19 protein-coding genes are annotated in these 20,901 nt (G+C 56.9%); 9 read left to right on the forward strand and 10 right to left on the reverse strand.

Going from position 1 to position 20,901, the window contains the following annotated elements:
• Positions 1-14: 14 nt before the first annotated feature.
• The 4 genes from ACQKLP_RS06355 to ACQKLP_RS06370 all read left to right on the forward strand — a co-directional run bounded on the left by ACQKLP_RS06355 (position 15) and on the right by ACQKLP_RS06370 (position 2,477).
• Positions 15-401, forward strand: coding sequence for an HYC_CC_PP family protein (locus tag ACQKLP_RS06355; protein ID WP_427321134.1), 387 nt, complete (start codon positions 15-17; stop codon positions 399-401).
• Positions 402-487: 86 nt separating this feature from the next.
• The gene (locus tag ACQKLP_RS06360) at positions 488-1,030 is read left to right on the forward strand and encodes a heavy-metal-associated domain-containing protein (RefSeq protein WP_427321136.1); all 543 of its coding nucleotides are present in this window, start codon (positions 488-490) and stop codon (positions 1,028-1,030) included.
• Positions 1,031-1,039: 9 nt separating this feature from the next.
• Positions 1,040-1,906, forward strand: a complete 867-nt coding sequence (locus tag ACQKLP_RS06365) for a hypothetical protein (protein WP_427321138.1) — start codon at positions 1,040-1,042, stop codon at positions 1,904-1,906.
• Between the two features lies 1 nt (position 1,907).
• Positions 1,908-2,477 (forward strand): helix-turn-helix domain-containing protein, encoded by a 570-nt coding sequence (locus tag ACQKLP_RS06370; protein WP_427321140.1) that lies wholly within the window; start codon positions 1,908-1,910, stop codon positions 2,475-2,477.
• 1 nt (position 2,478) lies between these two features.
• Here ACQKLP_RS06370 and hemN read toward each other — a convergent pair whose 3' ends face one another.
• The 10 genes from hemN to ACQKLP_RS06420 form a co-directional block, all read right to left on the reverse strand.
• Positions 2,479-3,840 (reverse strand): oxygen-independent coproporphyrinogen III oxidase, encoded by a 1,362-nt coding sequence (gene hemN, locus ACQKLP_RS06375; RefSeq protein ID WP_427321142.1) that lies wholly within the window; start codon positions 3,838-3,840, stop codon positions 2,479-2,481.
• Positions 3,841-3,858: 18 nt separating this feature from the next.
• A complete protein-coding gene (locus ACQKLP_RS06380) occupies positions 3,859-4,563 on the reverse strand; it encodes a sulfite exporter TauE/SafE family protein (RefSeq protein WP_427321144.1) in 705 nt (234 codons plus the stop codon).
• Complete coding sequence (locus ACQKLP_RS06385) at positions 4,560-4,997, reverse strand: FixH family protein (protein ID WP_427321146.1); 438 nt, start codon at positions 4,995-4,997, stop codon at positions 4,560-4,562. The genes ACQKLP_RS06380 and ACQKLP_RS06385 overlap by 4 nt, the downstream gene beginning before the upstream one ends.
• A gap of 12 nt (positions 4,998-5,009) precedes the next feature.
• Complete coding sequence (gene ccoG / locus ACQKLP_RS06390) at positions 5,010-6,395, reverse strand: cytochrome c oxidase accessory protein CcoG (RefSeq protein ID WP_427321148.1); 1,386 nt, start codon at positions 6,393-6,395, stop codon at positions 5,010-5,012.
• 12 nt (positions 6,396-6,407) lie between these two features.
• Positions 6,408-7,472: a cbb3-type cytochrome c oxidase N-terminal domain-containing protein gene (locus ACQKLP_RS06395; RefSeq protein WP_427321150.1), complete on the reverse strand. Its 1,065-nt coding sequence runs from the start codon at positions 7,470-7,472 to the stop codon at positions 6,408-6,410.
• A 7-nt stretch (positions 7,473-7,479) separates the two neighbouring features.
• On the reverse strand, positions 7,480-7,656 hold the full coding sequence (locus ACQKLP_RS06400; protein ID WP_427321152.1) for a CcoQ/FixQ family Cbb3-type cytochrome c oxidase assembly chaperone: 177 nt from the start codon (positions 7,654-7,656) through the stop codon (positions 7,480-7,482).
• 5 nt (positions 7,657-7,661) lie between these two features.
• Complete coding sequence (ccoN, locus tag ACQKLP_RS06405; RefSeq protein WP_427321154.1) at positions 7,662-9,791, reverse strand: cytochrome-c oxidase, cbb3-type subunit I; 2,130 nt, start codon at positions 9,789-9,791, stop codon at positions 7,662-7,664.
• Between the two features lie 12 nt (positions 9,792-9,803).
• The gene (gene ccoS, locus ACQKLP_RS06410) at positions 9,804-9,956 is read right to left on the reverse strand and encodes a cbb3-type cytochrome oxidase assembly protein CcoS (RefSeq protein WP_427321156.1); all 153 of its coding nucleotides are present in this window, start codon (positions 9,954-9,956) and stop codon (positions 9,804-9,806) included.
• A gap of 88 nt (positions 9,957-10,044) precedes the next feature.
• Entirely contained in the window at positions 10,045-12,423 is a 2,379-nt protein-coding gene (locus ACQKLP_RS06415; RefSeq protein ID WP_427321158.1) for a heavy metal translocating P-type ATPase, read from the reverse strand.
• Between the two features lie 66 nt (positions 12,424-12,489).
• Positions 12,490-13,209 (reverse strand): c-type cytochrome, encoded by a 720-nt coding sequence (locus tag ACQKLP_RS06420; RefSeq protein WP_427321160.1) that lies wholly within the window; start codon positions 13,207-13,209, stop codon positions 12,490-12,492.
• Between the two features lie 263 nt (positions 13,210-13,472).
• On the opposite strand from ACQKLP_RS06420, the gene ACQKLP_RS06425 reads away from it, so the two are divergent.
• From ACQKLP_RS06425 to ACQKLP_RS06445, 5 genes are all read left to right on the forward strand, one after another.
• Positions 13,473-14,849, forward strand: a complete 1,377-nt coding sequence (locus ACQKLP_RS06425; protein WP_427321162.1) for a hypothetical protein — start codon at positions 13,473-13,475, stop codon at positions 14,847-14,849.
• 157 nt (positions 14,850-15,006) lie between these two features.
• On the forward strand, positions 15,007-16,668 hold the full coding sequence (locus ACQKLP_RS06430; RefSeq protein ID WP_427321164.1) for a L,D-transpeptidase family protein: 1,662 nt from the start codon (positions 15,007-15,009) through the stop codon (positions 16,666-16,668).
• 89 nt (positions 16,669-16,757) lie between these two features.
• Positions 16,758-19,091, forward strand: a complete 2,334-nt coding sequence (locus tag ACQKLP_RS06435) for a carboxypeptidase-like regulatory domain-containing protein (RefSeq protein ID WP_427321166.1) — start codon at positions 16,758-16,760, stop codon at positions 19,089-19,091.
• Between the two features lie 18 nt (positions 19,092-19,109).
• On the forward strand, positions 19,110-20,135 hold the full coding sequence (locus ACQKLP_RS06440; protein ID WP_427321168.1) for a sensor histidine kinase: 1,026 nt from the start codon (positions 19,110-19,112) through the stop codon (positions 20,133-20,135).
• Positions 20,132-20,899 carry a LytR/AlgR family response regulator transcription factor gene (locus tag ACQKLP_RS06445; RefSeq protein ID WP_427321170.1) on the forward strand — a complete coding sequence of 256 codons (768 nt, stop codon included), beginning with the start codon at positions 20,132-20,134 and terminating at the stop codon, positions 20,897-20,899. Before ACQKLP_RS06440 ends, ACQKLP_RS06445 begins: the two co-directional genes overlap by 4 nt.
• The last annotated feature ends 2 nt before the right edge of the window (positions 20,900-20,901 follow it).

Raw genomic sequence — 20,901 nt, forward strand, 5'->3', positions numbered from 1 at the left:
CGTATATTTGTCATATGAAGAAATTCCTCACCATTTGTATTGCAATACTTTACTCGCTGATTACCAGCGGGTTCAGTGTTAATGTGCATTACTGTATGGGGGAATTGGCTTCCGTTGACCTGCACGATTCCCATGACGAAGGCTGCAATAAATGCGGCATGGAGAAAAAGGGAGAGTGCTGTAAAGACGAAGCCCGCTTCGTGAAATACGACGATTCGCACCAGGGCGCCAAAGCCGGTGTGAGCCTTCCGGAGCCTTCTCCGGTAATTTTGACGCTGTTGCAGCCCGCCTGGCAACCCAGCCTCGCCGCGGCTCCCGTCTTCGCCGAATGGGCGCCCATCAATGCGCCACCACCCAACGGCGTTCCCCTCTACAAACAATTCTGTCTCTTCCTGATTTGATACAACCGTTCGTCCCCCCCGACCAACTGTTGTAACTGAATTTACGTATCCATTCAAACGGCCCCCGGGCCTCAAATCAAGGAAAAATGAAAACGATCCTCTTTGCGCTGGCGTTGACCGGCATTACGTTCTCCGCATCCGCGCAGCAATATAAAAAAGCATCCCTCCAGGCCGCAGGCCTCACCTGCGCCATGTGCTCGAACGCTACCCAGAAAGCACTGAAAACCCTCACTTTCGTTGACAAGATCGACACAGATCTCAACAACACTACCTTCATCCTCCATTTCAAACCGGGCGCCAATGTCAATATCGACCAGATCCGCCAGAAAGTGGAAGGCGCAGGGTTTTCGGTAGGCAAACTGGTGATGACGGCCGATTTCAACGGCGTGAAAGTGGAAAACGACGCACATGTGCCCTTCGCAGGTCAAACGTTGCACTTCGTGAACGTGAAACCCCAGACCCTCAGCGGTGAAAAAGACGTAACGGTGATCGACCGCGACTTCCTTCCCGCCAAATCCTTCAAGAAATACGCGGCCCTCACCAAGATGAAATGCATCAACACCGGTGTCATGGAGTCCTGCTGCGGCAACGACAAGAAGGGTACCCGGGTTTATCACGTCACCATTTAATCTGTCATGATGCTGAAAAAACTGACCATTATCCTCGCCCTCGCAGGCGCGGGCGTTTCGGCACGGGCGCAGGAACTCTACGTGCAAACCGAGCCCGCCAGCAATATGCCGGCCAACTCGATCGGGCTGCGGCTCACCAACAAGTTTTACCCCATGGACCATGCCAGCTATACCGGCTACCGCCTTCAGCCCGAAGTGATGGTAGGTATCAGCAAGAAGCTCATGGTGCATGCCAGCGGGTATTTCTCCAATGTGATGGAAAACCGCTTCAAGGCGGAAGGGGCGGGGCTGTACGCCAAATACCGCTTCCTTTCGGTGGATGATATGCACTCGCATTTCCGCATGGCGGCCTTCGCGAAGGGATCCATCATCAACAATCCCTACGCGCCGCCCATGGGCCCCGATCACGATCACACGGCCGCAGCGTTCAATAACCAGGACCTCGACCTCGATGGCATGACCTCCGGCGTGAGCGCGGGCGTGATAGCCACGCAGCTCGTGCATAAGCTCGCCGTTTCGGGGAGTTTGGCGTACGACCGGTATATGAACAACACGCAGCATCATTTGCCCTACGTGTCGCGCAGCGCGCTGAATTACACGCTGTCGGCCGGGTACCTGTTGCTGCCGCGGTCGTACAAAAGCTATAAACAGACGAACCTGAACCTCTACGTGGAATTGCTGGGCAAATCGAACCTCGACCAATACCGCAGCGGTTATTACGTAGACGTGGCGCCGGCGGTGCAGCTGATCATCAACAGCAATTCGCGCATCGATCTCAGTTACCGCACCCAGCTTTTCGGGGACATGGCCCGCATGATGGACCAGAGTTTCCTCGTCCGGTACGAATACAATTTGTATAACATTTTCAAAAAATAGGATGAGCACGGTATTACATATCAAAAACATGGTTTGCCCGCGCTGCGTCAAAATGGTGCGGTACGTGCTGGAGCACGAAGGACAGGTTGTGAAGGATGTGACGCTGGGGAAGGCAGAACTCGAAACCGAGCCCGATGCAGCGGCTACCGCGCGCATCGCCAGGGCTTTGCAGGACGAAGGGTTTCTGTTGCTGGACGACAGGAAAACCCAGATCGTGGAAACCATCAAGAACTTCGTCGTGGAAACGGTCCACTACGGTGAACTGGATGAGATGAACGAAAACTTTTCCACGCTGCTTTCGCAAAAGCTGCAGAAAGATTACCACATGCTGAGCAAACTGTTTTCCGAAACCGAAAACACGACCATCGAGCAGTTCATCATCCAGCAGAAAATCGAAAAGGTGAAGGAATTGCTCGTGTATGGCGAGCTGACGCTCAGCGAGATCGCCTATAAGCTGGGATACAGTAGCGTGGCGCATCTTTCCGGACAGTTCAAGAAAGTGACGGGCCTTACGCCCAGCCATTTCAAGCAGCTGAAGGAAGAGAAGCGCCGTTCGCTCGACAATATCTGATTCAGACCGCGTTGCTGAACAGCTGTGTTTGCGGCACGTTCCGCCACAGCCGGGCATCGAAAGCCATACATATGTTCCGTATGTATGGCTTTCCTTTTTCTGTCACGATCACGCCATCCGGCCGCACTTCCACGAGGCCGTCGCGCTCGGGCTCCTGCAGGCGCTGGAGGCTTTCGGAAATGGCGTCGCAGTTCGCGTCTTGCCGGTCCCAATGCGTTTCGAACCGGCACATCAGGCGGAGGATGTGGTTGCGGAGCCGGAGGTCTTCTTTCGTAAGCATATGTCCGCGGAATACAGGGAGCTTTCCCTGGCGGACTTTTTCCTGGTACGCGGCCAGTGATTTTTCATTTTGCGTATATGCGTTACCGGTATCGCTGATGGCGGAAACGCCCAGCCCGATGAGCAGCGATGTGCGGTGGTCTGTATATCCCATGAAATTCCGGTGGAGGCTCCCGTCTGCCGCGGCTTCGAAGAGCTTGTCGTCGGGCAGGGCGAAGTGGTCCATCCCGATTTCCACGTAGAAATAATTTTCCAGTATCGATTTCCCCAGTTCATACAGTGCGCGTTTCTGATCGCCGGTGGGGAGGTCTTTTTCGCTGAAGAGGCGCTGCCCGTTCCCTTTGATCCAGGGTACGTGGGCGTAGCTGTAGAAAGAAATGCGCTCAGGGAGGAGGAACATGCATTGCGTGAAGGTTTCGCGGATGCTTTTAAGCGTCTGGAGCGGCAGGCCGTAAATAAGATCGAAGTTGATGGAGGTGTACCCGATCCTGCGCGCCGTTTCCACGCAGTCGCGCACGTTTTCGAAGGGTTGTATCCGGTTGATGATGGTCTGGACGTTGAGGTCGAGGTCCTGAATGCCGAGGCTCATCCGCCGGAAACCGAGATCGTAGAGCGCCTGCATGTGTTCCGGCGTGGTGTTGTTGGGATGCCCCTCGAAGCTGTGTTCCGCCCCCGGCAGCACGACGGCCGTTTCGAAGATGGCGTTGAGCAGGCGGGTAAGGTTCGCCGGACTGAAAAACGTGGGCGTTCCCCCGCCCAGGTGCACTTCGCGGATGCGCGGCTTTTCGGGAAAGTGTTGCAGATATAGCTCCCATTCCTGCAATACCGTGTTGATATACGGGATTTCGTGGTCGTGGTTAACGGTGATGTATTTGTTGCAGCCGCAGTAGGTGCAGAGCCTTTCGCAGAAGGGGAGGTGGATGTAAAGACTGATCCCGTCTTCATTGTTCAGCGCGGAGAACGAGGGCGCGAGCCCCTCCAGCCACTGGTCTTCGCGGAAAGCGGTGGTGTCCCAGTACGGGACGGTCGGGTAACTCGTATATCGCGGGGCGGCTACCTGGTATTTGTTAAGCAGGGTGGTCATGACGCTCAGTTTATCTCACTATTTATGACAGCATTTTTCGATCACTTTTTCTGCATGCGGATGCATTTCGGGGCTAACATAGGGGATGCCGAGGTTGAGGCCGCGGAGGATGAGCAATATCGCCATGACGCCCATCACGTAAGGCATGGCGCGCCTTACGGCGATGCGCCCCCGCATGCCCAGGAGCTGGCTGAACCAGGACACGGCCGCCATCGCCGGCAGCGTTCCCGCGCCGAAAGCGCCCATGAACAGCGCACCGCCCCACACGCTCCCGGAAGCTATCGCGCCGGCAACGGCCATGTACACCAGTCCGCAGGGCAGGAAACCGTTCAGGAAACCGATGGCGTACAGCGTGCCGGTGCTGCGGCGGGCGAGTAATTTCCCGAGAGACCGTTGTACCCATCCCATCTTCAGCTTCGGCGTCAGCTTGCCGAAAAGCACAGCGGCGAGGAGCAACAGGCCCAACCCAATCGATAATCCCTGTTGCCATCCGCCGAGGTAGAACTGCTGCCCCAGCCAGCCGAACACGAGGCCCAGCAGCATGTAGGCGGTAACGCGGCCGGCGTTGTAGAGCAGGATGCCGCCCATCTTCTTCCAGCCGCTGAGGTGCCGGACGGGCAGCGTGAGGGCGATGGGGCCGCACATGCCCACGCAGTGGAAACTTCCGAGGAAGCCCAGCCCGAGGCCGGAAAGGAGCCATGCGGCGGTGATGGAGGCGGTCATTGTACGTAGAATTGCGTTTCCTGGAAATAGTCTTTACCGTCGTGCTGCCACTGCAACCTGATGCGGTAGGGCCCACGGTCGAACCGCGCGCGGCTTACCAGCAGCTGGCCGGATGCGTTGAGCTGGAGGGGCAGCACGAAATCGCGGCGGGAATCCGCAGGACGGTAAAAGTGTACCTGGCCTTGCAGCGGCGCGCCTTTCAGCTCGCCGGGGAAGGTAATCTCGATACTGTCTCCCGGCTGCGTCACGCGCACCGGGGCGGAAAGCTGACCGGTATTGTTGCGTGCATCGATGGTAGCCTGGTATTTCAGCTCTTCGGCATAGTAGTCGGGCGTTACCATGTCTATGCGGGTTTGCATGCTGCGGGTAACGAGCGTGAGGATGCCGATGGCGAAAAGGACGAATACGATGATGATGGAATGACCCCAGTTCATAACAGTACGTTTTTATTGGCCGATGGGCCCGAGGAAGGTGGTCTTCTTTTCCCCGATCCGTTGGCCGTTTTCATATAATCCTATTTTGAGGACCGATTTTCTCTGATGGATCGCCGTACGCGGCAGCACGATGAAGAAAGTACCTTCTCCCTGCGCTTCCGGTTTCACATGGATGGGCTTGCCCACCACTTCCACTTTCCCGATGCCGTTTTCGATACGCAGTTCCAGCGGCACGTCGGTCAGCGTTTTATTCACGAGCTTGATACGGTAGAGATTGGTCACGCTGTCTGTTCCGCGCTCCTGGTACAGCATTCCGGCCGTCCGCATGATAGACCCGTCTACCGGTTTGCGGCTGATGAGCAGGAACGTGATGGCTACCAGCAGGAGGGAAAGAATGACGGTGTAAGTCTTCAATCTCCCCGTATACCGCAGCGGTTGTTTATTCGCGATGCCGTCTTCGGACGCGTACCGGATGAGCCCCGTCGGCCGGCCTACTTTTTCCATCATGAAATTGCAGGCATCGATACAGGCCGTGCAGTTTACACACTCCAGCTGCGTGCCGTTGCGGATGTCGATCCCGGTGGGGCAAACGTTCACACATTGCATGCAGTCGATGCAATCCCCCAGGTCCTGCGCTTCTTTCCTGAATTTCCCGCGGGGTTCGCCTCTTCCGTAATCATATGCCACTACCACTGAGTTTTTGTCGAGCAATACGCTTTGCAGGCGCCCGTACGGGCAGACCACCGTGCACACCTGTTCCCTGAAAAACGCGAACACGGCGTAGAACACGAACGAGAAGGCGGCCATGGCGAGGAATCCGCCGAGGTGTGCGTTGAGCGGATCTGTGACAATGTGTTTCAGTTCTCTGACGCCGATGATATAGGCGAGGAAGGTGTTGGCGATGATGACGGACAGGAGGAAGAACGCCGCGTGCTTGCCGGATTTCTTCACGATCTTTTCCGTGTTCCACGGCGCGCGGGCGAGGATTTTCTGCTGCGCGGCATCGCCTTCGATCCAGTATTCAATTCTCCTGAAAAGCATTTCCATGAAGATGGTCTGCGGACAGATCCATCCGCAGAAAATCCTTCCGAAAGCCATGGTAAACAATACGATGAAGAGGATGAACGCGAGCATGGCGAGGCCGAAGATGAAGAAATCCTGCGGCCAGAACACGGCGCCGAAAATGGTGAAGCGGCCGTTGGGAATGTCGAAAAGGAACAAGGGCCTGCCGTTAATCTGAACGAACGGCAGGCTGAAAAACAGTAGAAAATAACAGAAGCTCAGTACCGTTCTGGCCGTGTACAGCTTTCCTGACGGTTTTTTGGCATAGATCCATTTGCGTTTTCCTTTCTCGTCGATAGTGGCCAGATGGTCCCTGAACATTTCTTGCGCTTCCATTTTTACCTTGTTTTATTCCGTAACCTCGGCGCCTTCGGGCGCTTTGGGATTGGCCGGCGTCGTGCCTTTTATAGAGTGGATATAGGCGCACAGCTGCGCGATCTGTTTGGGGGAGAAATCGTCTTTCCAGGATTTCATCCCTTTATCGGGCACACCGTACTTGATGGTGGTGAACACTTCGTTCACTTTTCCGCCGTGCAGCCAGAATTTATCGGTGAGGTTGGGCCCCACGAGCCCCTGGCCTTCCGGGCCGTGGCAGGCGGCGCAGTTGGTGGCGAACATTTTCTGTCCGGCGCCGATGTCTGCCGCTTCGGTCAGCAGTTTCACGTTGTTTTCGTCGATGTTGTTAGCGGAATTTTTGAGGTATTCGGCTTTCGCTTCCGCCGCTTTCGCATCGGCGATGGCCAGTTCCTGCAACTGCAGCGGTGCGGTTTCGGAGATGTGGTAACGCCAGAGGTAGATCACGCCGAAAACGATGCTGAGGTAGAATCCCCAGCGCCACCAGGGCGGGGTGGGGTTGTTCAGCTCGCGGATGCCGTCGTAATCGTGCCCCAGGTCTGCTTCTTCTTCGGATTCGGCATCGAGGCTGCGCGTCTTGTTGAGCCGCTCCATCCAGGTGATGCGCGGTTTGCCGGGAACGGCGGCCTTCGCCGCTTTTACCTTTTTCTTCCGGGTAATGCCGGTCAGGATGCGCAATGCCTGGAGGAGGAACAGCAGCACGAGGATCTCGAGCCCTACGACCGTGAGCAGCATATAGAAAGTGGTGTCCGACAATCCCGCCACAACGGGTTGGGACACTTTTTCCACCGCCGCTTCCGCTTCCTGCGCAAAGGCGCCGTGGCCTGCGGCGAGCAGGAGCAGCACGAGCGGGAGTTTTTTCATGCGTTCGCGGAAGATGTCGATCGCGGAGATGACCGTATTGCCGAGTACGATGATGGCGATCAGCAGCCCGAACGCGATGGTGATCAGCAGGATGGCCACCGGGTGCGTGAGCTCGCCGTAAGGATCGGGCGGCGCACCGGCTGCGGATGCCTGCAGGGCGGGTATGGTCAGCAGAAATGTGAGGATGCGTTTCATGGGCTTGCTATTTTTCAGGTGCGTCGTTGTCGATCGGTAAATGACTGATGGCGTCCATCGTCTGTTTGTCTGTCCGGAAGGCGAGGTACGCCGCGGCGAGGAAGAAGACGGAGAAGAGGATCAGCGACACCATCGGGTAAATGCTGACGTCTTGTATCGTTTTGAGATAGTTGATGAATTTCATGGCGATCAGTTGTTGGATGCGGTGGCTTTAATGTCTTTACCAAGTCTTTGCAGGTAGGCGATGAGGGCAACGATCTCCCGGTCTGCCGGAATTTCCAGTTTATCCTTTTTCAGGTTGACGGCAATTTCGTTCGCCTGTTTTTCCAGGTCGGCCTTCGACTGCTGTTCATACCCTTCTGCGTACGGTACGCCGATCTTGCGCATGACGTTGATCATGGCGGGCGTCTTGCCCTTGTCTATCCGGTTGTCGAACAGCCAGGGGTAGGAGGGCATGATAGACCCGGGGCTCATCGACACGGGGTCGAGCATGTGGTTGAAGTGCCAGGAGTCCGGGTACTTGCCGCCGAGCCTGGCCAGATCGGGCCCTGTTCGCTTGGAGCCCCACTGGAACGGGTGGTCGTAAATGAACTCGCCTGCTTTGGAATATTCGCCGTAGCGGGCCACTTCGTCGCGGAAGGGGCGCACCATCTGGGAGTGGCAGGTATAGCAGCCTTCGCGGACGTAAATGTCGCGGCCATGGAGCTCCAGCGGGGTATACGGTTTCACGCTGCTGATGGTGGGAATGTTGCTGCGTACCAGGAAGGTGGGCACCATTTCCAGGATACCGCCGATCCCTACCACGATGAGGCTGAACACGACCATCTGCACGGGGCGCTTCTCGATCCAGTTGTGCCAGTGGCCTTTGTCTTTGCTGTTGGCTACGGCCGCCACTTTCACGAGCGGCGCGGCTTCTGCGGGCTCGTCGGCCACGAAAGTTCCGCGGCGGACGGTTTTGCTGATATTCACGATCATGAGGACCACCCCGGAAACGTAGAGCAATCCGCCGAGCGCGCGCAGGGCGTACATGGGAACGATAACGTTCACGGTTTCGATGAACTGGTATTTCAGCGTTCCTTCTTCCGTAAACTGTTTCCACATCATGCTTTGCGTAAACGCAGCCCAGTAGAGGGGAATGGCGTAGAAGATGATACCGAGCGTACCGATCCAGAAGTGGGCGTTGGCCCATTTGCGGGAATATAATTGGGTGTTGAACAGCCGGGGGATCATCCAGTACAGGATACCGAAGGTCAGGAAACCGTTCCAGCCGAGGGCGCCTACGTGTACGTGCGCGATCGTCCAGTCGGTATAGTGGCTGATGGCGTTCACGTTCTTGAGCGAAAGCATCGGACCTTCGAAAGTAGCCATACCATAAGCGGTGAGTGCCACTACGAAGAATTTCAGCACGGCGTCTTCCCGCACACGGTCCCACGCGCCGCGGAGCGTCAGCAGGCCGTTGAGCATACCGCCCCAGGAGGGGGCGATGAGCATGATGGAGAATACGGTGCCGAGGGATTGCGCCCATTCGGGCAATGCGGTATACAACAGGTGGTGCGGGCCGGCCCAGATGTAGATAAAGATCAGCGCCCAGAAGTGGATGATCGACCAGCGGTAGGAATAAACGGGGCGGTTGGCGGCTTTCGGTACGAAATAGTACATGAGGCCGAGGTAAGGCGTGGTGAGGAAGAACGCCACGGCATTGTGGCCGTACCACCATTGCACCAGGGCGTCCTGCACGCCGGCGTACCAGGAATAGCTCTTGAAAAGCGACAGCGGCATCTCGAAAGAGTTCACGATATGCAGCATGGCGATGGCCACCCAGGTACCGATATAGAACCAGATGGCCACGTACAGATGGCTCACGCGGCGTTTCAGAATGGTACCGAGCATGTTGGCGCCGAACACCACCCAGATGAGGGTAATGGCGATGTCGAACGGCCATTCCAGCTCCGCGTATTCCTTACCGGTGGTGTAACCGAGGAAGAGGGTGAGCGCGCCGCCGGCGATGATGGCCTGCCAGCCCCAGAAGTGGATTTTGCTGAGCAGATCGCTCCACATGCGGGCTTTACACAGGCGCTGCAGGGAATAATACACCCCCATGAAAATGCCGTTGCCCACGAATGCGAAAATCACCGCATTGGTGTGCACCGGCCGGAGGCGTCCGAATGTGATGGGCGCGAAGCCCAGGTTGGCGCCGGGGATGACGAGCTCCAGCGCAGCCCAGAGGCCGGCCAGCATGCCGATCAGGCCCCAGAAAATGGCGGCATAGGCAAACCATTTGACGGTGCGGTTGTCGTACGAGAATTTTTCAAGAGACATATGAACGGAGGTTTATTCTTTACTGGTTTTATCGTCGAAAAGGATCCGGTGTGCGGGAGAGTAATCGTCGTCGTACTGCCCGTCTTTGACGGACCATATAAAGGCGACCAAAAAAAAGAGGGCTACGGCGAGGCTGGCGCACAACAGCATGATGATCACACTCATTTGTTAAAGTTTTTGTAATTGTGGTGTAAAAGTATCGAGGCCGCCGCCGGTATTGGATGACACGCGTCAAACCTCCCGATGATGCTCATCAACGCAACAGCTTCCTGCCGGCATATTCGCTCATCCCCCAGGTCAGCAATATGATGCTGATGGAGCTGGAAGGCATGAGGATGGCCGCTGTCAACGGGCTCAGGATCCCCTGCACGGCGAAGAAAAGACCGGTCAGATTGTATACGATCGAGTATACGAATGCGATGAGAATGATGCGTTTGTTGATTTTGCTCATCCGGATGAAAGCCGGCAGGCGGTGGAGCTGCGATGCTTCCAGGATGCCGTCGCTGGCAGGGGTGAAGTTGTTGGAGTCTTCGGTGAGACTGATCCCGCAATCGCTCTGCCGCAGGGCGCCGGCATCGTTCAGCCCGTCTCCGATCATCAACACTTTTTCCCCTTTTTCCTGCAGCTGCACGATGCGGTCGAGCTTGTCGTGCGCCTGCTGCCGGAAAAGCAGCGTGGCGTTGGGGCCCATCATCCTGCGGAGGTTTTCCGCTTCCCCCGGCTGATCGCCCGAAAGGAGCGTAAGCCCGAAATGGTGTTGCAATTCGTCCAGCATTTCGGGAATACCCTGTCTGTATGCATGTTTCAGCAGATAATACCCCGCATGGTCGCCGTTGATATTGACGTGGACCACGCTGGCACCGGGCGTATCGGCATCGCGCGCGCCGGTGTAGGCCGCGCTGCCGAGCTGGACGTGCATCTGGTGCACCCATCCCTGCAGGCCCTGCCCCGTCTGCTCGCTGAACCGGTCGATGGTGTGTACGACGGGCTTACCCACGAACTCGCGCACCTGGCGGCTGGCCGGGTGTTGGGAATGCGCCGTTAAGGCCGCTACTGCGCTTACTTCCGCATGCGTCAGTTTTCGCCCGTGCCACGTTACGTTGGTGCTCGATTTGCCCGTCAGCGTACCCGTTTTGTCGAACACAATATGTGTGAGCCCCGCCATCCGTTCGATGGCCTGGGCGTTGCGGAGGTAAAGTTGATGCCGGCTGAGGATGCGCAGCATATGGCCATTGGTGAAAGAGGCGGCCAGCAGCAGCGCGCAGGGACAGGCGATGATGAGGATCGCCGTCACGGCGGGCCAGATCTTCGTACTGTCGTAAATCCCCCAGTAAATGGCGGTAACGGCGGCGATGACCAGCACTACCCAGGTGAAATATTGTCCGAGCAGGTGTATGAACGAAGGTTTACCGGGATTGTCCTTCCGCAATTCCTCGCGGTTCCAGAGGCTGGTGAGGTAACTTTGCGCCACCTCGCGGATGGTGAGGATCTCCATGTTCCCGTCCAGCTGGCGCCCGCCGGCATAAATGATTTCACCCATCTGCTTGCGCACCGGCACCGATTCCCCCGTCACGAAACTATAGTCGATCAGCGCGGAACCCTTTACCAGTAATCCATCCGCAGGTATCAGCTCCTGGTGGTGGATGAGGAGGGTATCGCCGGTCTTGACGTCGGGCAACTGCGTGGGCGCTTCTTCCCCGTTTTTCATCACGGTAACGGCAATAGGGAAATAGGCGGTATAATCCCGGTCGAACGAAAGCCCCCGGTACGTTTTATCCTGCAGCAACCGGCCGATGAGCATGAACATGACGATACCGGTCATGGAATCGAAATACCCGCCACCGGTGCCGGAGAGCACGTCCACCACGCTACGGGTGAAGGTGGTGACGATAGCCAGCACGATGGGTAGGTCGATATTGAGGAAACCATGCTTCAGGCCTTTCCAGGCGGGCATATAGAAAGCCTGGGCGGAGTAGAAGAAGACGGGAAGGGAGAGGAGGAGGTTGAGATACCTGAAAACCACGGTCATCTGGCCTTCCATATGTCCTTCGCCCGAAAAGTATTCGGGGAACGACAGTAGCATGATGTTGGAAAAGCAAAATCCGGCTACGCCCAGCTGATAGATAAGCTTGCGGTTGGGCGCGGGTTTGCGGGCGCGGAGGTCTTGCAGGGAAATATACGGTTCATAGCCGATGCTGGTGAGCGTTTCGGCGATTTTTCGCAAAGTTGTTTGGGAAGGATCGTAGATGATGCGGGCTTCCTTTTCCGCGAAATTGACTTCGGTGCGCTGCACGCCGGGGTCGAGACGGTGGAGGTTTTCCAGGAGCCAGAGGCATGAGCTGCAATGGATGTGCGGAATGTGGAAGGTGACGTGGGCCTGCTTTTCGTCGCGATACTGGAGCAGCTGCTGCTGGGTGCGCTCGTCGTCCAGGAAATCGAATTTGTCTTTGCGGACGGCCTGGCGCTGCGCTACGCCCGGTTTTTCGTTGATCTCGTAATACCGGCAAAGGCCGTTGTCGTTCAGCAATTCGTACACCGCCTGGCAACCCTGGCAGCAGAACTGGTCTTCGGGTGGGCAAGGTTCACCGCAATGCGCGCACTGGTGGCTGACTTCCCGGGCTTGTTTGATCATGGCCCAAAAGTATCCGCCATTACGCGCATGGGCGATGAGTGGCATCACGCCGGCCGATGATCGTCATCAGCTTCCCTGGAGGGAAAGTATGAACCCGGTCAGTTGTGCGATCTCCCGGTCGCTCAGCTGTTGCTCCCAGGCCTGCATGCCTTTGACCGGCACGCCGAACTTGATGGTCTTGAAAACCTCGTTGGTGCTGCCGCCGTGGAGCCATTGGCCGTCTGTCAGGTTGGGCCCGATCGCTCCTTTGGCGTTCCCGCCGTGGCAGGCGGTGCATTTGCGGCTGAAAAGCTGTTTCCCGGCCTGGATGTCGGCCGCATCCGTGAGCAGCGGCACATGGGCGGGGTCGATGGGCGCTTCCGCGGCTTTGGGCGCTGCAGTAACGGCGCCTTTCCCGGCGGGGAGCGCGCCCGAAGGGCTGTTCAGCGCAAAAATCCATACATAGCCCATTACGCCGGCGAGAATGAAGGTGCTGGCCCAGGCCTTGTTGCCAATGCGGATGCCCGTCAGGAAGCGGAGGAGCCACAACAGCGCCAGGATCACCGCTACTTCCAGGATGAGCACGGCCGCCAGGGTGGCGAACATATCGTTGGGCAACGCCGGAACGATGGCCGCGCCAACAAAACATTTGTCCAGTTGTTTTTTGATGTGTTTTTCGCGGTAAACGTCCATCGCGGAAATGACCGTTGAGCCGAGGAGGGCGATGACTAACAGCAGGCCAATGGCCGTCAGGAGCATCAACAGCGCTACGGGGTGCGTGAGTTCTATCCAGGTGGAATCGTTCATAGGTCCTGATTTGTTAACAGAAAGCTACGAAGGGGCGTCATGGCTGGGGATGAGGCGCCTCAGGCGGGCGGCTGACTTTGATCAGGTGGCCGGCCGGGAATGTTGTAATAGAAGGACATAATTGTGTAACGACGGGGCCGCGGGGTTGGGGTACCTTTGCTTTATCATTCAAAATGCGCCATTTATGAAATTGATGAAAAGCATATTCCGATTTATCGGTTCACTCTTTGTGAAGAAAAATTGTTGCAAGTAAAAATCTGAGCATGAAACGAATCACACTACTGGCCTTTTTGACGATCGCCACCATATCCGCCTTCGCGCAGCACGAGCATCATCAGCTGCCGAAAAAGGATACCGTTCCCGCGAAAGACCCGCATGCCGGCCACCATATGCCGAAGCAGAAGGATACCATGCAAATGGACCACTCCGGCCACGATATGGGCAATATGACGCACGCCTACAGCCTCAACCTTCCCATGAGCCGCAACGGCTCGGGAACGAGCTGGCTGCCCGATAACAGCCCGATGTACATGTACATGACCGGCAACGACCGCACCAACTTCATGTTCCACGGCAACGTGTTCATCCGTTATACTTCCACCGACTTCACCGCCCAAGGGAGCCGCGGCGCCGCCAAATTCGACGCGCCCAACTGGTTCATGGGCATGATGAACCATCGCGTAGGTAAAAAAGGGCTCTTCAACGCCACGGTGATGGTCAGCTTCGATAAGCTCGTCATGGGTGGGGAAGGTTACCCGCTGCTCTATCAATCCGGCGAAACCTGGAACGGCAAGCCGCTGGTAGACCGCCAGCACCCGCACGATCTCTTCGCCGCTGTGAGCGTGGGCTACACGCACGCCATCAATAAAGACATGGACGTTTACGCCTACCTGGGCTACCCCGGCGAGCCGGCCATCAGCGCACCGGCCTTCATGCACCGCGTGTCGGCCATGAACAACCCCGACGCGCCGCTGGGCCACCACTGGCAGGATGCCACGCACATCACCTTCGGCGTTGGGACCCTGGGCTTCCGGTACAAACAGGTGAAAGCGGAATTCTCCAGCTTCACGGGCCGCGAACCGGACGAGGACCGCTACAATTTCGATAAACCGCTGTTCGACAGCTACGCTTACCGCGTGAGCTACAACCCCTCGCGCCAGTGGGCCCTGCAATTCTCCCAGGCGTTCGTCCACAGTCCGGAAGCCGGCGAGCCAGAAGAAAACGTGACCCGCACTACCGCGTCTGCCATTCATACCGTTCCCCTCCGCAAACCCGGCAGCTTCGTGGCGTCCACCGCCGTATGGGGATTGAATTCGAAGTCCGACGGGCATAAGGAGCATTCCTTCCTCGCTGAAAGCAACCTCCAGCTGCAAAAGAACGCGGTTTACGGGCGGTACGAATTCGTGGAGAAATCCACCCACGAACTGCAGCTCGAAGAACAGTTCGGGGAAGATAAATTCGGCGTACATGCCTTCACGTTAGGATACGCCCGCACGCTCGGCACTTTCTGGAAAACGAACGTGGCGCTCGGCGCACAAGGGACGGCACATTTCACCAATTCGGCGCTCGACGGGCTGTACGGAAAGAATCCGCTCAGTGGACAAATATACCTGCGGATCAGCCCCGCCATGCATAGGTAAATATTAAGGATTAAGTAATTACATCAATTATGAAAACCTGCGGGAAATACGTATTCCCCGCAGGTTTTTACGCATTATGGCGGAATCACACGTTCATTGCAGCACGGTCTTTGCAATAATCACTACATTCGACACCAAATTCAATCGGATCCAAAGAATGAGATACTGCAAGATCATACCGGCGATGCTCTGCATCATGGCTATGGGCGCCGCCTGCGGGCAGAAGAAGGGAAAACCCCGTCAACAGGAAGTCGTAAAAAACGTTCAGCAACTCGACGAGGTAGTGCCGCAGCAGATCGTGGAAAGACTTCAATATGTAGACGGGAACGACGGGTTGATGGAAGACAGCGTGATGGCGCTCAGTCCCGCCGCGCTGCATGCCGCGTACGACGGGCAGGGCGGGAAGGCGATATGGTCGAGCAACGGGAAGGCGATCCCCCAGGCCGACAGTCTTTTCCGCTGGATCAGGGACGCCCGGTTATACGGATTGAACCCCGCGCATTACCACGCCGCCGCCTTGCAGCAGGCGCTGGAACGGAGGAATACGGACAAGGAATCCCTCCGCGACGCGGCGCTCTGGGCGCAAACCGACGTCCTTCTCACGGATGCGTTCTTCAAACTGGCGAGCCATTTGCAATACGGCGTCATTCCCCGGGACAGCATTGCGTTGAGAAAGGATTCGCTGCTGACGGACGATGCCCTCAATACGCTCCTCCGGGAAGCCATTACCGGCAATCGTATCAGTGAAACTTTACAATCCCGCGAACCGGCGCACGAAGCGTACCGGCTGCTCAAGATCGGGCTGGCGGAATATGAATCCCGGTATAAGGATGCAGTGTGGGATACGCTGCCTTCCGAATACACGGATACCGCCGCTTTCCGGCACCAGTTGGCGGTGAGGCTCGCGGAAACGGGGCATTTCGATACGCTTGAGAATAATATCGGCGATACCGTGGCGCTGAAGAAAGCGGTCAAACAGTTCCAACAGGAAATCAATTTATACCCGGACGGTGTGGCCGGCAAGCGGACCATCCAGTACCTGAACCGTCAGCCGGGAGACTGGATCGAACAGGCCGGCATCAACCTCGACCGCTGGCGCAAAATGCCCGATACTTTACCGGCGCGCTACCTCATGGTGAACATTCCCGCATTCCGCTTGCAGGTGTGGGACGATTCGGCCGGCACCGTACTGGAGTCCCGCGTGATCGTGGGAACGCCCCGCACGCGCACGCCGCAGCTCAGTTCCGTCATGACCAATTTCGTGTTGTATCCATACTGGCGCGTGCCGTACAGCATCGTGTTCAAGGAAATGCTGCCGCAGATCAAAAAGAACAGGCATTACCTCGTCGAAAAGAACCTCGAGGTGGTAGACCATCACGGCAATATCATTCCCCCCGATTCCATCGACTGGCAGAAACTCAACAAGAATTACTTCCCGTATGTGTTGCGGCAGATGGATGGATTGGACAATTCGCTGGGCATCATGAAGTTCAATTTCGCCAACCGTTTCAGCGTGTACCTGCACGATACCAATAACCGCAAGCTTTTCGCCAATTCCAACCGCGCCCTCAGCCATGGCTGCGTACGGGTACAGGCCTGGGACAGCCTGGCCATGTATCTCGTGAGCAGCGATCCCCGGCCGGAGATGGCAGACAGCGTGCGGGCGTGGCTCAGCCGCGAAGAACAGCGGACATACGCCTTCCCGAAGCGGTTGCCCATTTATATCCGCTACTTCTCTTCCGAGTACCGCGAGGGGCGCCTGCGGTTTTATGAAGACGTGTACGGGGAAGACGCCCGCGTCCGGCAGTATCTCCGTTAATACCATTCATTCCTCAAATCATACGATTCACGAATCACGGCTTTTCACCGGGGCGTAAAGGGTGCACATTTGCCTGAAAAGAACCCCCGATGAAAATGATCTTCGCATTTTGCCTGAGCGTGCTTGCCGCCAAGAACCTCATGGCCCAAACGCTTCCCAAACAAACTGTGAAAGGCGTCATTACCGACAAAGCCACCCATTTCCCGCTTCCCGGCGCCGCCGTTTCCATCCCGGCACTGGGCAAAGGCGCGGCTACCAACGAAAAAGGCGAGTTCCGCCTGGCCGACGTACCCGTGGGCCGCCACAACATCCAGGTGAATATGATGGGATACGAGCCCGTGATGTTGCAAATGGTGGAAGTGAACGCCGGCAAGGAAACCGTCCTCGAAATCCCCCTCACCGAAACCGTCATCACCCTCAAAGGCGCCGAAGTGACCGTGAAGCGCGGCGAAGGGCCGGTGAGCCCCCTGGCGCTGGCCAGTGCGCGGCAGCTCCATATCGAGGAAGGGATGCGGTATGCCGGCACGCGGAACGATCCGGCACGCATGGCGCAGAACTTCGCGGGCGTGTCTGGCGCCAACGACGGCCGGAACGATATCATCATCCGCGGCAACTCGCCCGCCGGCGTATTGTGGCGGGCGGAAGGCGTGGATATTCCCAATCCCAACCACTTCAGCACTTTCGGCGCTACTGGCGGCCCGGTAACGATACTGAATACCAACACCCTGCGGACGTCCTCCTTTTTGACGGGCGCTTTCCCGGCGGATTACGGCAACGCTTTGGCCGGGGCCTTCGATCTGCGCCTGCGCAACGGGAACAAAGACCGGTACGAGATGCTGGCGCAGGTAGGCTTCAACGGCTTCGAAGCCGCGGCGGAAGGGCCGATCGGGAAACCCGGCGGCGCCTCGTTCCTCGTGGATTACCGCTACTCCCTCATCGCCGCGGTGCACGCGCTGGGATTGAGCGTGGGCACCGGCGCCAGCATTCCCAAGTACCAGGACCTCACCATGAAGATCAACCTCCCCACCAAACGTGCCGGCACTTTCGGCGTCTTCGCCATGGGCGGGCTGTCCAACATCCACTTCATCCCCGGAGAAGATTCCACCGATCTGTACAATACGGGTAAATACGAAGTGCTGACGACCTCCAACACCGGCGTGGCAGGCCTCACGCACAGTTTCAACTTTTCGCCCAAAACGTATGGCCGCGCATTCGTCGCCATTTCGGCCGCGGAAAGTAAAATGGATAATTTCGAAAATAAAGATGAGATACGCGGAAAACGCAGGATGGACCTCGATTACAGCCTGATCCGCACCAGTTTCGGCTATCGCCTCGATCATAAGTTCAATGCACGGAACCAGCTCAGCATCGGCGCTTCCGGCGAAAAAATGCAGCTCGATATGCGCAACCGCCGCATCAAAGACGGTGACGACGACCTCAGCGACATGGTGAACGCCAGCAACGGCGCCTGGCTGGGAAAAGGCTGGATGAACTGGCAACACCGCGCCGGTAACGATTTTACGTTCAACGCCGGCGTCTACGGACAATATTTCGGGCTCAACGATGGATTCGTGGCCGAACCGCGCCTCAACATGAAATACGACCTGTCGAAGAGGCAGTCGCTCAACCTGGGCATTGGCCTCCACAGCCAGTTGCAGCAGCTGGAAGTGTATTTTAACGAAACCGGCGGAAGCCTCACCAATAAAGATCTCGCGCCTACGCGCGCCATGCACGCCGTGCTGGGGTACGACCTGCTGCTGGGCGAGCGCCTGCGCTTCAAGGCGGAAACGTATTACCAGCATATTTACGATGCGCCGGTGGAACGGGCGCCTTCGTCGTTCAGCCTGCTGAATTACGGCGCCGACTTCGGGTTCCCCGACAAGCCGAACCTCTTCAACAACGGAACCGGCCGAAATTATGGTCTGGAGCTGACGTTGGAGAAATTCCTGCACAAGGGGTTCTACTTCCTCTTCACCCAAAGCCTTTTCGACTCCAAATACCAGGGCAGCGACAAAACCTGGCGCAACACGGCCTTCAACGCGCAATACGTCACCAACTTCCTCATCGGCCGCGAATGGACGGTGAAACCGGGTTTCAGCGTGGGGGCAGACAGTAAGGTGAGCGTGGCCGGGGGGCAGTGGTACACGCCTTTCAACGAAACAGCCACCGTGGAAAAGGGGTATGTGGTGTACCAGGAAGACAAAGCGTATTCGCTGCGGAATGATATGTATTTCCGTTGGGACCTGAAATTTTCCTTCACCTGGGAGCTCGGCCGTACCACTCAGAAATTCTTTATAGATTTACAGAACCTGACCAACAGGAAGAATATTTATACCCGCACGATCGACACGGAGACCGGTGTGGTGAAGCAGGTGAACCAGATCGGGCTTTTTCCGAACGTTAACTACCAGTTTACCTTTTAAAGCAAACAGACGAGGCTTATGCGCAATAACGAAACGGCGCTCGGATTCAACGATAAATGGTTTTTGCTGCTGGGGATCCCGCTGCTGGGGTTTCTCACGCCCATCATGTATTTCGGCGTGAGGTTCCACCGGGAGCCGCGGTACAACTGGCTGGCCTTCGCCTTTTCTGTGGCCATCACGGCAGTGTTCTGGTTCGGCAACCGCTGGATCATCATAAAAATGCGGCGGAAGTTCCCGCAGCTATCCCAGGCGCCGAAGCGGATCGCCATTACGGCTTTGCTGATGTTCGCGTTCGTTTTCGCAATATCGAATTTTAACGGTTTTACGCCGCCTTTGTGGTCCGATATCCAGCTTCCCTATCCGGATCTGAACGTGGTGGGGATGGTCAACACCCTCATCATCGCCGGTATTTACGAAGTGATATGGTACCAGGCGCAGTTGCGCCTGTCGATCCAGGGCCAGGAAGATCTGCGCAACGAAAGCCTCCATGCGCAGATCCGCGCGCTGAAAACACAGGTAGACCCGCATTTCCTTTTCAACAACCTCAATACCCTCAGCTCGGTCGTGCACAGCGATCCCGACAAGGCGGAACATTTTATTCAGCAACTATCCAAGCTCTACCGGCATATGCTCGAAGTGCAGGATACGACGCTGGTAACGGTAAAGGAAGAGCTGGGCCTGCTGGACGCGTACGTCTATCTCCTCAAAACCCGCTTCGGCGACAATCTCCGCGTTTCGATCGATGTTCCTGAAGCATATCACGACCGGCGCATCATCCCGTTCGCCCTGCAGATCGTCGTGGAAAACGCCATGAAGCATAACGTGGTTTCGGCTGCGCGGCCGCTGAACGTGAAGATAGAAGTGATGCAGGACAAGATCGTGGTGACGAACAACCTCCAGCGCAAAATGCACGCCGTGCCGTCTACCGGTAAAGGGCTGGAAAACATCAATTCCCGGGTGCGCCTGCTGCGCGAGCAGGAGGTGGAATCCGTCGTAACGGCCGATCATTACATTGTTTTACTCCCCATATTCCCTGCAACATGATCAAAGTGGTGATTATAGAAGACGAGGCCCCGGCCGCCAACAAGCTCAAAACCTTGCTGAAGCGCCACAGCGAAGAAGTGGAAGTGCTCGCGGTGCTCGACAGCGTGGAGGAATCCGCCAAATGGTTCCGCCATTTCCCCGCGCCCGACCTGATTTTCATGGACGTGCAGCTGGCAGACGGCCTCAGCCTCGAAATCTTCAAGCAGGCGAGCCTCGACGCGCCCGTGATCTTTACCACGGCCTACGACCAGTACATGCTCCAGGCATTCCGCAACAACGGGATCGAATATCTCCTCAAACCGCTCGACGAGGCCGAATTGCGCCAGGCGCTGGCCAAATTCCGGCAGTTCTGCCAGCCGAAGCAAGAGGCCGGGGGCTGGGAAGACAAGATCCACCAGCTGCTGCAATATGTGCAGCCTTCGGGCCACAAGGAGCGCTTTCTCGTGAAAAGCGGCCAACAGTTGTATTACGTGAACACGGCCGACCTGGCCTGCCTCTATGCCGACGGTAAGCTCGTCTACGCCATCGATTTCGCGGGGAAGAAGCATGTGATGGAAGATAATCTCGCTACGATCGAGCAGCAACTGCCGGTGCGGGAATTTTACCGGGTGAGCCGCCATCTCGTGGTGCATGTGAAAAGCGTCCGCCGGGTGCATCCCTGGTTCAGCGGCCGCCTGAAGCTCGATCTGGAGCCTTCGCCGGCGGTGGACCTGGAAGTGAGCCGCGACCGGGTGGCGGGGTTCAAGGAGTGGTTGGGGAAATAATT

The organism is Chitinophaga sp. NPDC101104, from assembly GCF_050277495.1.
Lineage (GTDB): Bacteria > Bacteroidota > Bacteroidia > Chitinophagales > Chitinophagaceae > Chitinophaga.

Excerpts from the sequence above, each read along its gene's own strand:
- ACQKLP_RS06355 (WP_427321134.1), top strand. The coding sequence starts at position 15 with ATGAAGAAATTCCTCACCATTTGTATTGCAATACTTTACTCGCTGATT.
- ACQKLP_RS06360 (WP_427321136.1), top strand. The coding sequence starts at position 488 with ATGAAAACGATCCTCTTTGCGCTGGCGTTGACCGGCATTACGTTCTCC.
- ACQKLP_RS06365 (WP_427321138.1), top strand. The coding sequence starts at position 1,040 with ATGCTGAAAAAACTGACCATTATCCTCGCCCTCGCAGGCGCGGGCGTT.
- ACQKLP_RS06370 (WP_427321140.1), top strand. The coding sequence starts at position 1,908 with ATGAGCACGGTATTACATATCAAAAACATGGTTTGCCCGCGCTGCGTC.
- hemN (WP_427321142.1), bottom strand. The coding sequence starts at position 3,840 with ATGACCACCCTGCTTAACAAATACCAGGTAGCCGCCCCGCGATATACG.
- ACQKLP_RS06380 (WP_427321144.1), bottom strand. The coding sequence starts at position 4,563 with ATGACCGCCTCCATCACCGCCGCATGGCTCCTTTCCGGCCTCGGGCTG.
- ACQKLP_RS06385 (WP_427321146.1), bottom strand. The coding sequence starts at position 4,997 with ATGAACTGGGGTCATTCCATCATCATCGTATTCGTCCTTTTCGCCATC.
- ccoG (WP_427321148.1), bottom strand. The coding sequence starts at position 6,395 with ATGGAAGCGCAAGAAATGTTCAGGGACCATCTGGCCACTATCGACGAG.
- ACQKLP_RS06395 (WP_427321150.1), bottom strand. The coding sequence starts at position 7,472 with ATGAAACGCATCCTCACATTTCTGCTGACCATACCCGCCCTGCAGGCA.
- ACQKLP_RS06400 (WP_427321152.1), bottom strand. The coding sequence starts at position 7,656 with ATGAAATTCATCAACTATCTCAAAACGATACAAGACGTCAGCATTTAC.
- ccoN (WP_427321154.1), bottom strand. The coding sequence starts at position 9,791 with ATGTCTCTTGAAAAATTCTCGTACGACAACCGCACCGTCAAATGGTTT.
- ccoS (WP_427321156.1), bottom strand. The coding sequence starts at position 9,956 with ATGAGTGTGATCATCATGCTGTTGTGCGCCAGCCTCGCCGTAGCCCTC.
- ACQKLP_RS06415 (WP_427321158.1), bottom strand. The coding sequence starts at position 12,423 with ATGATCAAACAAGCCCGGGAAGTCAGCCACCAGTGCGCGCATTGCGGT.
- ACQKLP_RS06420 (WP_427321160.1), bottom strand. The coding sequence starts at position 13,209 with ATGAACGATTCCACCTGGATAGAACTCACGCACCCCGTAGCGCTGTTG.
- ACQKLP_RS06425 (WP_427321162.1), top strand. The coding sequence starts at position 13,473 with ATGAAACGAATCACACTACTGGCCTTTTTGACGATCGCCACCATATCC.
- ACQKLP_RS06430 (WP_427321164.1), top strand. The coding sequence starts at position 15,007 with ATGAGATACTGCAAGATCATACCGGCGATGCTCTGCATCATGGCTATG.
- ACQKLP_RS06435 (WP_427321166.1), top strand. The coding sequence starts at position 16,758 with ATGAAAATGATCTTCGCATTTTGCCTGAGCGTGCTTGCCGCCAAGAAC.
- ACQKLP_RS06440 (WP_427321168.1), top strand. The coding sequence starts at position 19,110 with ATGCGCAATAACGAAACGGCGCTCGGATTCAACGATAAATGGTTTTTG.
- ACQKLP_RS06445 (WP_427321170.1), top strand. The coding sequence starts at position 20,132 with ATGATCAAAGTGGTGATTATAGAAGACGAGGCCCCGGCCGCCAACAAG.